This is a genomic window from Pseudomonas sp. HLS-6 TE3448 (assembly GCF_053629555.1).
Genome location: NZ_JBRJIO010000001.1, coordinates 2,875,357 through 2,888,169, shown reverse-complemented (window position 1 = coordinate 2,888,169; position 12,813 = coordinate 2,875,357). Strand labels below are relative to the sequence as shown.

The following is a 12,813-nucleotide window of genomic DNA, read 5'->3' as shown; positions in this document are numbered from 1 at the left end:
AGTCTCCGCGGCAGCGTGTCTGATACAGGAATGGAAAAGACGCTGCAAAAGTCACGCCAGGACGAAGCAACACTCAACGCCAGCCACACACATCACCCAATCTGAACCCGTTGTCGCTCCGCGCAATAGAGCTGACGAACCGCGGCATACTCACGATCAATGCGATTGATGAGGTCCTCGATGCCGTAGAGCGGGCGCTGCTTGACCCGTTCTTCAAGCTGCCGGCATAGCTCGGCCAGCGCCACTGCCCCCATATTGCTGGTACTGCCTTTGAAGCTATGGGCAGCCATCCCCAACTCCTCGGCGTTCTTGGCCTCATGGAGCTGGCTGAGGCGCGTCTCGGAGTCCGAGAGAAAAGTTTCGAGCAAGTACAAGTAGCCATCTTCCATGACTTCCTGCAAATCGCTCAGTACCTTGCGATCAATATGATTGTCAGACACTTGCTCACTCCTTGATCAAGCTTGATTATGCCTCAGACACCCAAGCGAACACTACGCACGCACGACGCCCGCCATCAAACCATTGCGCCTGCTGGCTCAAACCACGTATCAAGCTCAGGCCCCGGCCATAAAACCCGTGCCCTCCCTGCGAACAGCCAAGGACGCGCTCGACATCGAAGCCCGCACCGCTGTCTTCGACCTCGATGGTCAGCCGCCCACCCGAGGCGACCGGCTCTACCTGCAGACGCAAGCGGATGCAGCCTTCCTGCAAGGCCTGTAGACGTCTGTTTCGCTCGCGGTAGTACTCGGTAAAGCCACAGGCATCGCGCTTGAGCCTTGAATCAAGCGCCAGCACGCCGTGCTCCAGCGCATTGGAGTACAACTCGCTGAGCACACTGTGCAGTTCGCTACTCTGGGCGCGCAAACCGTGAATTTCCTGCAGCAGGTGCAACAGGAAAGGCAGCGGGTTGAAGCGCTTGAGGCTTTCGGCACGAAATTCGAGATTGAGCGACCAGTCCAACGGGCTGGACTGCCCGCTGTCGGTGTACGCGAGCGGCGGCGGCGACAGCGCCTGATGCTCGACCATGCACAGGTCCATCATGCTGACGTCATCACGTGGATGCCCACCAAAACGTGCCAACGCCATCTGAATATCGTCAAACAACTGCTCAGGCACCTGATTGGCAATGAGCACCTCACGCAAGCGCTCGACACCGAACAACTGCTCATTCTCATCACGGGTATCAACAACCCCATCACTGAGCAGAAACAGGCGATCACCCACCGTCATGGGCAGTACCTGCGTATGCTCATCGAACTGCTCAGGCGGCAGAACACCCAGCGGCAGAAAATGCGACACCAGCGGCAACGGCTCACCGCCACCGACCCGCAGCAAGTAGGCATCAGGCATCCCGCCGTTCCAGACCTCCACCGTACGCCGCTGAAAACTCATATTGAGCAGCACGGCACAGCAGAACATGTCCACCGGCAAGATGCGCTTGAGCTTGGCATTCATCTCACGCAAGGTTTCCGCCAGGCCGTAGCCCTTGGCCGTCATGCCGTAGAACACTTCCGCCAAGGGCATGGCGCCTACGGCGGCAGGCAAGCCATGGCCCGTGAAATCGCCCAGCAGCACATGCATATCCCCAGACGGCGTAAAGGCAGCCAGCATCAAGTCGCCATTGAACAGCGCATAAGGGGATTGCAGGAAACGGATGTTCGGCGAGCCAAGGCAGCCGGCATGCGCCACCTTATCGAATACGGCCTTCGCCACCCGCTGCTCATTGAGCAAGTGACGGTGATGATGGGCAAGCTGGTCTCGCTGCTCAAGCACCGTTGCCTGCAAACGACGCGTGCGCTCCATGGCTTTGATCTTGGCCGCCAGAATCACCTGGCTATACGGCTTGGCCAGAAAGTCATCCCCACCCGCCTCCAGGCAACGCACCAGCGCCTGCTCTTCACTCAGCGAGGTCAGGAAGATGATAGGCACCAAGGTTTCGCCGGCCAGAAGCTTGATCCTGCGCGCCGCCTCAAAACCATCCATGACTGGCATCAACGCGTCGAGCAGTACCAGGTGCGGTCGCTGCGCAGCAAATACAGCCACCGCCTGCTCGCCGTCTTCGACCATCAACACCTGATGCCCTTGCTTGCGAACAATAGTGGCCAACAGCAACCGATCGGTCGCACTGTCTTCGGCGATCAGCACCGTCAAGATATCCTGACTTGGCATACTAACGCTCAACTGATGTCGAACAGCTTGTCAAAGTTGGAAATCGCCAGGATCTTGCGCACATCCGAACTGGTATTGACCATGCTGACCCGGGATTCGTCCCCACCCACATGGTCGCGCAACAGCAACAGCATGCCCAGCGCAGAACTGTCGAGGTAGGTCGCCTCCTTGAGGTCGACCACAACAGTGCGCGGAGCGGCGTTTAGGTGCTCGTATGCCTCTCGAAATTCCCTATGCCTGCCGAAGTCAAACCGACCCTTCACGCGAATGGTCAATTTCCCGTCCTGGGATAGCTCGGATTCCACAGCCATTTTGCGATTCCTTCGATGATGGCAATTGCAGACACAAGAAGGTTTAGCAGCCTCCCCCTACAACGGCAACCCGAACCGCCGTCAAAGATCAGTAACGTTCATGTCGAGGCAGGCGCTGGGACAACTCGTCGAGCAATTTCTGCTCGCGCTTATCCTCAACCATCCGCGCTTCGTCAATGTAGCGCTGCACCAGCTTGCGCAGCCCTTCGACCCGGGCATAGGCCTGCTGCCAGGTAGCGCGGGCGTTGTTCAGGTTGCTTTTGTGCCAGGTGAGGCTCTGATGCTGCTGGGCCATGGCCGTGTCCAGCTGGCTAAGAAAACGCTGGTAACCCATCAACCAGTTACCCGTGACCCCCTGCCCGCCGCGCTGCAGCCACTGCTGCTGATACTCCTCGCGAAAACGATCGAGCTCGGCAAGCTTGGCCTGTGCCATGTTCACCTGCTGCTGAAACTGACCGAGTCGCTGAGCCGCTTGCCGCTCATTGTTCTCGGCCATTTCCACCACGGGCGCAAGACGCGCCGCTCGACTTGGCTGGGCCATGATCTATCAACCCGGCGCGACAGGCGCGAACACACTGGCCAACTGTTCGCCGCTCGCAGCGAGGCTGACGTTGTCGTTCAACCCCTGGCGCAGGAAGTGCACCAACTTCGGTTGCAGCGAAATCGCCAGGTCGGTCTCGCGGTCGCCCCCGGCAACGTAGGCGCCGACACTGATCAGGTCGCGGCTTTGCGAAAGGCGTGACCATAGCTGCTTGAACTGCTGGGCCTGCCCCATGTGCTCAGGACTGACCACCTGCGGCATCACGCGACTGATGGAGGCCTCGATGTCAATGGCCGGGTAATGCCCTTCTTCAGCCAGCCGCCGCGACAGTACGATGTGGCCGTCGAGTACACCCCGCGCCGAATCCGCAATCGGGTCTTGCTGATCGTCACCTTCGGACAACACGGTATAGAACGCCGTAATCGAGCCACCACCAGCCTCGCCATTACCGGCGCGCTCCACCAATTTAGGTAGTTTGGCAAAAACCGAAGGCGGATAACCCTTGGTCGCCGGAGGCTCGCCAATGGCCAGGGCGATTTCCCGCTGCGCCTGGGCAAAACGCGTCAGCGAATCCATCAGCAACAGGACATTCTTGCCCTTGTCGCGGAAATACTCGGCGATACGCGTACAGTACATGGCAGCCCGCAAGCGCATCAGCGGTGCATCATCGGCAGGCGAGGCCACGACGACAGAGCGCTTCAGCCCTTCAGTACCCAGGATGTGCTCGATGAACTCCTTGACCTCACGCCCCCGCTCACCAATCAGCCCCACAACGATGATGTCGGCTTCGGTAAAGCGGGTCATCATGCCCAGCAGCACACTCTTGCCCACGCCGGTACCGGCGAACAGCCCGAGACGCTGGCCACGCCCCACCGTGAGCAGGCCATTGATACTACGGATGCCGACATCCAGAGGCTGGCTGATCGGGTCGCGGTTGAGCGGGTTGATCGTCGGGCCATCCATCGGCACCCAATCCTCAGCCCGCATGCCGCCCTTGCCGTCCAACGCACGACCGGCCCCATCAAGCACCCGCCCGAGCATGCTCATGCCCATCGGCAGGCGACTGCTTTCAGCCAGCGGCACCACCCGCGCGCCTGGCGCAATACCCGCCACGCTGCCGACCGGCATCAGAAACACCTTGCCGCCGGAAAAGCCCATGACCTCGGCCTCAACCTGCACCGGGTGATAGCTGTCGTCATTGATGACCACACACCGGCTGCCGACGGCAGCACGCAGGCCCTCGGCCTCCAGCGTAAGGCCAACCATGCGCAACAAGCGCCCTTCGACAACCGGCTGTGACGGCAAGGCAATAGCCTCGGCATAGGTGCCAAGACGCTTGCCGAAGCTGGTACGGTCAAGGCGCATCGGGGGTATCCAACTCGATGGTCAGGTCTGGCGCTGCCGGGTGCAGGCTCTGATCGTGCAACTGATCGAACAGTTGCGCCAAGGCCTTCTCGATACGGGTTTCCATGGTCGCGTCAATGCGGCTCTGGGCGGTCTCGATGCGGCAACCACCCGGCAGCAGCGCTTCATCTTCAAGCAGGCGCCAATTTTCTTCATGGCGCTCGCGCAGCGCCTTGGCCAATTCGAAATCCTGCGGATTGACGTGAATACGAATGTTCTCCGCACCCATCGGCAGCAGCTTCAGGGCTTCGCGCAATACATGGGTAATTTGACTGGAGTCGGTGCGCAGCTCGCGGCCAACGACCTGCCGAGTGATGTGCGCAACCAGGTGCACCAGGGACTTTTCGATCTGGACGTCCTGCTCGGCAATCGGCTCAAGCAAGTTGCTCATCAGTTGTTCAAGGCTGGCCAGCTTGGCGGCCAGGGCCACTTCGGCTTCTTGCCGAACCTTGAGCTGGGTACTGTGAAAGCCCTCACGCTCACCGGTAGCGAACCCCTCGTTGTAAGCCTCCTGACGGATGCTCTCCAACTCCTCCAGGGTCAGCGGCTGGACCTCCTCCAGCGGCACTTCCTCGATCTCGTCTTCGACGATCTCGGGTTCCGGCTCGGGCTCGGGTTCTGGCTCCGGGTCGAACGAAGGTAAAGCCCAGCGATCGAATGCTTCCAGGTCGCCAGCGCGAATCAGTTCAGTTAAATGCTCGTTGGTCGACATGATTCCACGCGCTCAAAATAAAGCACCGTATCGGCACTGGCGTGCCAGCGATGCAGATACCGCGCACCTACCGGCATCGCATTGATCCCATCGCTGGCGCCGGCCCGAAAAAGGCCGACACCGGCGTGCGGGTCGTTAGATCATTTCCTCGGCGCCTTTGCCGCCAAGCACGATCTCTCCGGCTTCGGCCATGCGTCGGGCAATGGTGAGGATTTCCTTCTGTGCCGCTTCGACATCGCTGACGCGAACCGGCCCCTTGGCCTCAAGGTCGTCACGCAGCAGCTCCGAGGCACGCTTGGACATGTTCTTGAAGACCTTGTCCTTGACCCGCTCATCAGCACCTTTGAGCGAAACCACCAGCACGTCGGAGGACACTTCGCGCAGCAGCGCCTGGATACCACGGTCGTCGACGTCGGCAAGGTTGTTGAAGACGAACATGAGGTCTTCGATCTGCTCGGACAGGTCGCCATCCACATCGCGGATCGCGTCCATGAGCTGGCCTTCGACGGAGCTGTCGAGGAAGTTCATGATGTCCGCAGCACGCTTGATACCACCCAGCGTTGTCCGGGCAGCATTGGAGTTGCCCGAGAACTGCTTCTCGAGGATCTGGTTCAGTTCCTTGAGCGCCGCCGGCTGAACCGTATTCAGTGACGATACCCGCAAGATGATGTCCAGGCGCACCTTGTGGTCGAAGTTGCTCAGCACCTCGCCAGCCTGATCCGGATCAAGGTAGGCCACGACAATGGCTTGAATCTGCGGGTGCTCGTAACGGATCACATCGGCAACAGCACGCGGCTCCATCCACTTCAGGCTGTCCAGGCCACTGGTGTTGCCGCCCAGCAGAATGCGGTCGATCAGGCCGTTGGCCTTGTCTTCGCCCAACGCCTGGGTGAGCATCTTGCGGATGTAGCCGTCGGAGCCGACGCCGAGGCTGGTCTGGTCGCCGACGATCTCGACGAACTCGCTCATCACCTGCTCGACTTGCTCGCGATGCACGTTGCCCATTTGCGCCATGGCAACACCGACCCGCTGGACTTCTTTCGGGCCCATGTGTCGCAACACTTGTGCTGCGTCCGTCTCACCCAATGACAACAGCAGAATAGCGGCCTTGTCGACACGGGTCAGTTTGGCGGTAACCGCTCTGTTATCACTCATCGGCGTTGATCCACTCTTTCACGACCTGGGCCACGCGACCCGGGTCTTCGGCCACCAGGCTCTTGATTGCATTGAGCTGAGCATCATAGCCCTCGCTCGGGCTCGGCAAGAGAATGCTTTGCGGACCGCCAAGGGTTACCCGGTCATTGGCCAGTTCGCCATCCAGACCGATCATACCGCCCAGTTCCATGTCGCTATCGCCAGCGGCTTGCTTGCCATTACCGGTGATGTTGTTGAGCACAGGGCGCAACACACCAAATACCAGCACCAGGATAAAGAGCACGCCGAGCACCTGCTTGACGATGTCCCAGAACCAGGGCTGTGAGTAAAACGGAATATCGACGACTTCTTCACCACGGTCGGCAGCGAACGGCACGTTGATCACGCTGACGCTGTCACCACGGCTGGCATCAAAGCCCACCGCATCCTGGACCAGTCGGGTAAAGCGCGCCAAATCTTCGGCACCCCAAGGCGTACGCGTGGCTTCGCCGGTGGCAGGATCGAGCTTGACCTGATCATCGACCACCACGGCTACCGACAGGCGCGTCAGACGCCCCTGCTGCTGACGGGTATGGCTGATGGAGCGGTCCAGCTCAAAGTTCTTGGTCGACTGCTGACGCTTGTCTGCCGGGTACGGTGCGAGCATCGGCTGACCGGTTGCAGGGTCCATGACCTGCTGGCCGTTGGCATCAAGCAGCGGCTGCCCTGGTTGAATCATGCCAGCGGCGGCCTGTGCCTGGCCGGTCTGCTGTGGCGCAGAGGCCGGGCCGGGCGGCTGGTTGCTCAGGGCCCCTGGCACGCCTTGCGGGCCCATGCTGCTGGAGCGCTGTTCGTTGACCGACTGCTCGCTGCGCAGGGCGGGCTGGTCCGGATTGAACTGCTCGGAGGTCGACTCGACAGCACTGAAGTCGACGTCGGTGGACACTTCAGCCTTGTAGCGGTCATTGCCCAGCACCGGGTTCAGGATGTTGTGTACGCGCTGGGTCAGCATGCTTTCCATGCGGCGGCTGTAATCGAACTGCTTGCCGGCCATGGTCAGTTCAGAGTTCTGCACCTGATCGGAGAGCAGGTTGCCCTTCTGGTCAACCACGGTGACCTGAGACTTTTCCAGCTCCGGTACGCTGGTCGCTACCAGGTTGATAATGGCCATCACCTGGCCAGGCTCCAGGCCACGCCCTGGGTACAAATCAACCAGAATCGAGGCACTGGGCTTGCGCTCATCGCGCACGAACACCGAGCTTTTCGGGATGGCCAGATGGACCCGCGCACCCTTGACGTTGCTCAGGCTGGAAATGGTCCGTGCCAACTCACCTTCCAGGCCGCGACGGTAGCGGGTCGCTTCCATGAACTGGCTGGTCCCCAGCCCCTGTTCCTTGTCGAGAATTTCGAAACCGACATTGCCATCGCTCGGTGCTACACCCGCAGCAGCCAGTTTCATCCGGGCACGGGAAATGTCTTCGGCCTTGACCAGCAATGCGCCCGAATTGGGCTCGACGTTGTACGGAATGTCAGCAGCGGCCAGTGTTTCCATGACCTGCTTGGTGTCCATGCCGGTGAGGCTGCCATACAGCGGACGGTAGTCAGGCTGTTGCGACCAGAGCACCACGGCAAAGCCAATCGCAACGCTCGCGGCAAGGCCGACCAGCAAGCCGACCTGACGCAATACCGGCATCTGCGAAATATTTTCCAGAAACGACAAGCCGAACAGGGGCGGCTTGGGTGCTGGTGGCCTGCTGTTGGCTGGCACGTTATCGACGACTGCTTCGGCCATGACTCAATCTCGCCCTTAAACCGGCATCTGCATGATGTCTTGATAGGCCTGCACCAGCTTGTTGCGTACCTGAGTCAAGGCTTGAAAGGAAACACTGGCTTTCTGCGAAGCGATCATGACGTCGGTGAGGTCGACGCCGCTCTTGCCGACTTCAAACGCGTTGGCCAGTTGCGTAGACGCATTCTGGGTGTCGCTGACCTTGTTGATCGCCTGGCCGAGCATGTCGGCAAAATTGCTGGAGCCAAGCTCAGACGCTGGCGCCGCAGCCTTGGGCATGGACATCGCGTCCATTTGCATGGCGCGCATGTCCAACATCAATCGATTAAATTCAACACCTTGGCTCATGGACTTCTCTCTCCGACGGCCCGCATTTTTTTGACACTCACGCAGCGGATACGCTGGACTTAGCAACAAGAGTGCCAGCTACGTGTGCGAGCCGAATAAAAACTCTAAATAACCGCGACGTTACCCGCCCGAGGCATACAGGCTGGCCTCGACATCCATCCCCGCATCACGCATTTGCGCAAGCTTGTAACGCAGGGTTCGCGGGCTGATACCCAATCGCTCGGCGGCCTCTTTGCGGCGACCGCGCTCGGCGCGAAGGGTGTCGATGATCATCTGGAACTCATGCCGACGCAAGTCGTCACCCAACCCAGTGGCTTCGGGCGTGCTCAGCGAAGGCGCGCTCGACTGCGGCTCGACTGCAGTTGGCGTCAGCGTGGGCAAAGCGCCGGCCAGGCAAAAATCCTCAGCCTCAATCACGCCGCCCTGCTGCAGAATCAGCGCACGCTGAATAGCATTGTCCAGCTCCCGAACGTTGCCAGGCCACGGATACGCTTGCAGGCACGCTTGCGCACGGGGCGACAGCACCACCGGAGCGTGTTTCATTTTATTGACGTGGCGCGCCAGCAAGCGCTCGGCCAGCGGCAGAATATCGGCACTGCGTTCACGCAAGGGGCGCCAGGCCAAGGGAAACACCGACAGGCGATAGTAGAGGTCTTCACGGAACCGTCCAGCCGCCACTTCACCGGCCAAATCACGGTTGGTGGTTGCAACTACGCGAATATCCAGCGCAATCGGCTTACGCCCGCCAACCCGCTCCACCTCGCGCTCCTGCAGCACACGCAAAAGCTTGGCCTGCAGGCCCAGCGGCATTTCGGAAATTTCATCGAGCAGCAAGGTACCGCCATCCGCCTGCTCGAACTTCCCCGCCTGAGCGGCAATGGCCCCGGTAAATGATCCCTTCTCATGCCCGAACAAGGTTGCTTCAAGCATGTTGTCGGGAATCGCCGCACAGTTGATCGCCACAAACGGCTGACTGGCCCGGGGCGACTGCTGATGAATGTAGCGCGCCAGCACCTCTTTGCCGGTACCGGATTCACCAGAAATCAGCACCGTAGAATCACTGCGTGCAACCTTCGCCGCCAACTCCAACAGTTGCGCACTGGCGGGCTCACGCGCCACAGGGCCATCGCCCTCTGCCTTATCGAACGCACCCACGGCATGGCGCCCTACCAGATCCAGCAAGGCGCGAGGTTCGAATGGCTTGACCAGGTAATCGACAGCCCCTTGGCGCATGGCCTGCACCGCGCGCTCAACGGCGGCATGCGCGGTCATCAACAGCACGGGCAACTGCGGATGGCGCACCCGCAACAGCTCAAGCAACTGATGACCATCCATGCCCGGCATGTTCACATCACTGACCACCAGGCTGAAAGCCTGTTCAGCAACCACCGCCAAGGCCTCCTCTGCCGAGCCTACCGCCAGATAGTCGAAACCACCGAGCATCAGGGTATCGCCAAGCGCTTGGCGCAGCACCCGATCATCCTCAACCAGCAACACCTTGATCGCCGTCACGCCATACCCTCCTGCGCACCGATCAACGGCAAGCTGACACGGGCACAGGTGCCTCGCCCGGGACGCGAGCGCAACTGCAACTCACCCTGGTGCGCACGCGCCACCGCCTTGACCACCGCCAAGCCTAAACCGGTGCCGGTCGCCTTGGTGGTCAGAAACGGCTCACCCAAACGCGCGAGCAACCCTGCATCGATACCAGCCCCGGCATCACTCACGCACACATGCAGAAGCTGCTCTCGGCGGTACAGATGAATTTTCAAACGGGCCTGGCCCGCACTGGCCTGCACAGCGTTTTCAATCAGGTTGAGCAACGCCCCCACCAAGGTGTCGCGATTGCACAACAGATCCCCGAGATGACTGTCGCACTGCCAGCGTACGAGATGCCCCTGAACGTGGGGATGTGCCGCCTGCTGCAGCGCCTGAAACAGTGCCTTGGGCGTCAGGCGGTCGGTTAGCGGCAACTCACCCCGCGCGAACACCAACATGTCACGCACCTGATGCTCCAACTCATGCAAACGCTCCTTCAGCGTACTGGCGAAGCGCTGCTGGGTTTGCGCCGGCAAGGTCTGCTCCGCCAAGTGGCTGGCGTAAAGCAGGGCCGCCGACAAGGGGGTACGAATCTGGTGAGCGAGCGAAGCGACCATGCGCCCCAGCGATGACAGTCGCTGATGACGTGCAAGTTGATCCTGAAGGTGACGGGTTTCGGTCAGGTCGTTAAGCAGCACTAACTGACCCGGTTCGGCGTCCAGCGAGCGGGTGGCGATCGACAGACGCCGACCATCACGCAACGATACCTCGTGACCGTCATCTTCACGCGGCGCAAAGCTGCGAGCGATCACGTGACGCCATAGCTCACCGTCCAACGGCTCGCCCAGCAGTTCACGTGCGGCCGGGTTGGCCTCACGCACACGCCCCGCCCCATCGATGACAATGACGCCACCCGGCAGCAAATCCAGGAGATTCTGCAGGCGATTGGCCAAACGCTCTTTCTCGGCCAACTCTGCCATTCGCTGGGCACTGACCACCGCCAACTCACCCTTGAGTTCGGTGACGCGCGCCTCAAGCAGGTTGTAGGATTGACTGAGCTGTGTCGACATCTGGTCGAACAGGGCAAAGGCCTGCTCAAGACCATTACGACTGTCCTGCTCAGAGGTGTTCGCTCCCTTCAGCTCAGGGAGACTGGAGATGGTAGCGGCGTGGGGCATCGTGCTCTCTCGCGTGGCTCACCGTCATAAAACGGTATGTTGCCAGCGGTATAGCAATAGCCGTGCCGGATAATTTTCACGACAAGACCACGAGCCCTGAGAGAAACGGCAGGAGCCAACGGTAACGGGCACCACAGCCCTGCGAAAAATAGGGGCATTGGTGGCGACAGCAGGTACTCTGCCAGTGTCACCACCCGACAGGCGTCAATCTTCTGCCTGCTCGTCACCCTCACGTCGACTCATGCCGTACTTGCGCATTTTTTCTACCAGGGTGGTACGCCGGATACGCAAACGCTCCGCGGCACGTGCCACCACGCCACTGGCATCGTCCAGCGCCTGCTGGATCAAGCCCTGCTCGAGGCTGCCGAGGTAATCCTTGAGGTCCAACCCTTCGGGCGGCAGCATGGCGTGATGGGAGAAGTTTGGCGTGTGCCCATTGATTGCCACGCGCTCCTCAAGATCAGAGCGCAAACTGTCGACCAGATGCTCTTCTTCATCATCGACATAACGGAATTTCTTGGGCAGCTCGGAGACCCCGATCACCCCATAAGGGTGCATGATCGCCATGCGCTCGACCAGGTTGGCCAGCTCCCGGACGTTGCCCGGCCAACCATGACGACACAGCGACATGATCGCCGCCGAGTTGAAGCGGATAGAGCCACGCTTCTCGTGCTCCATGCGCGAGATCAACTCGTTCATCAACAACGGGATGTCTTCGACACGCTCTCGCAGGGGCGCCATCTCGATCGGGAAAACGTTAAGCCGGTAGTACAGGTCTTCGCGGAAGGAGCCTACCTCGATCATGCTCTCGAGGTTCTTGTGAGTCGCCGCAATGATTCGCACGTCGATGCTCTGGGTCTTGTTGCTACCCACGCGCTCGAAGGTTCGCTCCTGCAACACCCGCAGCAACTTGACCTGCATTGGCAGCGGCATGTCGCCAATTTCATCGAGGAACAGGGTGCCGCCATTGGCCAACTCGAAACGCCCTGCACGGCTGGTGATAGCACCGGTGAAAGCGCCCTTCTCATGGCCGAACAATTCGCTTTCCAGCAGCTCTGCCGGGATCGCGCCGCAGTTGACCGGCACGAACGGCGCTTCGCGGCGCTTGGAATGATAATGAAGGTTGCGTGCAACCACTTCCTTGCCAGTGCCCGACTCACCCAGGATCAACACACTGGCGTCGGTATCGGCCACCTGCTGCATCATTTGCCGCACATGCTGGATTGCACGGCTGGTGCCGACCAGGCTGCGAAACAGGTTCGGTTCACGCTGTCGGCCACGCTCACGGGCGGCATCGTACATCTCGCGATACACCTGGGCACGGTGCAACGAGTCCAGCAATTTGCTGTAGCTGGGCGGCATTTCAAGACTGGACAGCACGCGGCGGCGCAACTCTTCGGGCAGGTCGACCGAAGAAATTTCGCCCAATAGCAACACGGGAAGGAACTCATCCCAGGCTGCCACTGTCTTAAGCAAGCCCGAAAGACTTGCCGGAGCATTCACAGCACCAATCAGGACGCAAAGTACTTCACGACTGGATGACAACGACTCGACGACCTGCTGCCAGTCCTGGCTTGAGCAGGGCAAATTGTCTTCGCCGAGAAAATTCAGGACCACCGCCAAATCGCGGCGGCGAACACTGTCGTCATCGATCAGGAGAATTTTGGTTTCACGCCACATGCAATAGC

The 12,813-nt window shown here is 60.2% G+C and carries 12 protein-coding genes; all 12 read right to left on the bottom strand.

From position 1 onward, the window contains the following. Positions 1-92 precede the first annotated feature (92 nt). Positions 93-440 (bottom strand): Hpt domain-containing protein, encoded by a 348-nt coding sequence (locus AB7M23_RS13410; RefSeq protein WP_099773926.1) that lies wholly within the window; start codon positions 438-440, stop codon positions 93-95. 25 nt (positions 441-465) lie between these two features. After that, the gene (locus AB7M23_RS13405; protein ID WP_454241035.1) at positions 466-2,169 is read right to left on the bottom strand and encodes an ATP-binding SpoIIE family protein phosphatase; all 1,704 of its coding nucleotides are present in this window, start codon (positions 2,167-2,169) and stop codon (positions 466-468) included. Positions 2,170-2,177: 8 nt separating this feature from the next. Then, positions 2,178-2,480: an STAS domain-containing protein gene (locus tag AB7M23_RS13400; RefSeq protein ID WP_454241034.1), complete on the bottom strand. Its 303-nt coding sequence runs from the start codon at positions 2,478-2,480 to the stop codon at positions 2,178-2,180. An 88-nt stretch (positions 2,481-2,568) separates the two neighbouring features. Continuing rightward, on the bottom strand, positions 2,569-3,021 hold the full coding sequence (fliJ, locus tag AB7M23_RS13395) for a flagellar export protein FliJ (RefSeq protein WP_454241033.1): 453 nt from the start codon (positions 3,019-3,021) through the stop codon (positions 2,569-2,571). Between the two features lie 6 nt (positions 3,022-3,027). Continuing rightward, on the bottom strand, positions 3,028-4,386 hold the full coding sequence (gene fliI, locus AB7M23_RS13390; RefSeq protein ID WP_099773922.1) for a flagellar protein export ATPase FliI: 1,359 nt from the start codon (positions 4,384-4,386) through the stop codon (positions 3,028-3,030). After that, the gene (gene fliH / locus AB7M23_RS13385) at positions 4,376-5,137 is read right to left on the bottom strand and encodes a flagellar assembly protein FliH (protein WP_065759988.1); all 762 of its coding nucleotides are present in this window, start codon (positions 5,135-5,137) and stop codon (positions 4,376-4,378) included. Before fliH ends, fliI begins: the two co-directional genes overlap by 11 nt. A gap of 135 nt (positions 5,138-5,272) precedes the next feature. Beyond that, entirely contained in the window at positions 5,273-6,292 is a 1,020-nt protein-coding gene (gene fliG / locus AB7M23_RS13380; protein WP_065759987.1) for a flagellar motor switch protein FliG, read from the bottom strand. Then, positions 6,285-8,063: a flagellar basal-body MS-ring/collar protein FliF gene (fliF, locus tag AB7M23_RS13375; protein ID WP_330523228.1), complete on the bottom strand. Its 1,779-nt coding sequence runs from the start codon at positions 8,061-8,063 to the stop codon at positions 6,285-6,287. The genes fliG and fliF overlap by 8 nt, the downstream gene beginning before the upstream one ends. Positions 8,064-8,078: 15 nt before the next feature. Next, the gene (fliE, locus tag AB7M23_RS13370; RefSeq protein WP_065759985.1) at positions 8,079-8,408 is read right to left on the bottom strand and encodes a flagellar hook-basal body complex protein FliE; all 330 of its coding nucleotides are present in this window, start codon (positions 8,406-8,408) and stop codon (positions 8,079-8,081) included. 120 nt (positions 8,409-8,528) lie between these two features. After that, positions 8,529-9,920, bottom strand: coding sequence for a sigma-54-dependent transcriptional regulator (locus AB7M23_RS13365; RefSeq protein WP_454241032.1), 1,392 nt, complete (start codon positions 9,918-9,920; stop codon positions 8,529-8,531). Next, entirely contained in the window at positions 9,917-11,125 is a 1,209-nt protein-coding gene (locus AB7M23_RS13360) for a sensor histidine kinase (RefSeq protein WP_454241031.1), read from the bottom strand. The genes AB7M23_RS13365 and AB7M23_RS13360 overlap by 4 nt, the downstream gene beginning before the upstream one ends. Positions 11,126-11,329: 204 nt before the next feature. After that, complete coding sequence (locus tag AB7M23_RS13355; RefSeq protein WP_454241030.1) at positions 11,330-12,805, bottom strand: sigma-54 dependent transcriptional regulator; 1,476 nt, start codon at positions 12,803-12,805, stop codon at positions 11,330-11,332. Positions 12,806-12,813: the final 8 nt, after the last annotated feature.

Bases quoted from the DNA above. Each gene is read 5' to 3' on its own strand.
- fliH (WP_065759988.1), bottom strand. From the start codon at position 5,137: ATGTCGACCAACGAGCATTTAACTGAACTGATTCGCGCTGGCGACCTG.
- AB7M23_RS13355 (WP_454241030.1), bottom strand. From the start codon at position 12,805: ATGTGGCGTGAAACCAAAATTCTCCTGATCGATGACGACAGTGTTCGC.
- fliE (WP_065759985.1), bottom strand. From the start codon at position 8,408: ATGAGCCAAGGTGTTGAATTTAATCGATTGATGTTGGACATGCGCGCC.
- fliJ (WP_454241033.1), bottom strand. From the start codon at position 3,021: ATGGCCCAGCCAAGTCGAGCGGCGCGTCTTGCGCCCGTGGTGGAAATG.
- AB7M23_RS13400 (WP_454241034.1), bottom strand. From the start codon at position 2,480: ATGGCTGTGGAATCCGAGCTATCCCAGGACGGGAAATTGACCATTCGC.
- fliF (WP_330523228.1), bottom strand. From the start codon at position 8,063: ATGGCCGAAGCAGTCGTCGATAACGTGCCAGCCAACAGCAGGCCACCA.
- fliG (WP_065759987.1), bottom strand. From the start codon at position 6,292: ATGAGTGATAACAGAGCGGTTACCGCCAAACTGACCCGTGTCGACAAG.
- fliI (WP_099773922.1), bottom strand. From the start codon at position 4,386: ATGCGCCTTGACCGTACCAGCTTCGGCAAGCGTCTTGGCACCTATGCC.
- AB7M23_RS13405 (WP_454241035.1), bottom strand. From the start codon at position 2,169: ATGCCAAGTCAGGATATCTTGACGGTGCTGATCGCCGAAGACAGTGCG.
- AB7M23_RS13360 (WP_454241031.1), bottom strand. From the start codon at position 11,125: ATGCCCCACGCCGCTACCATCTCCAGTCTCCCTGAGCTGAAGGGAGCG.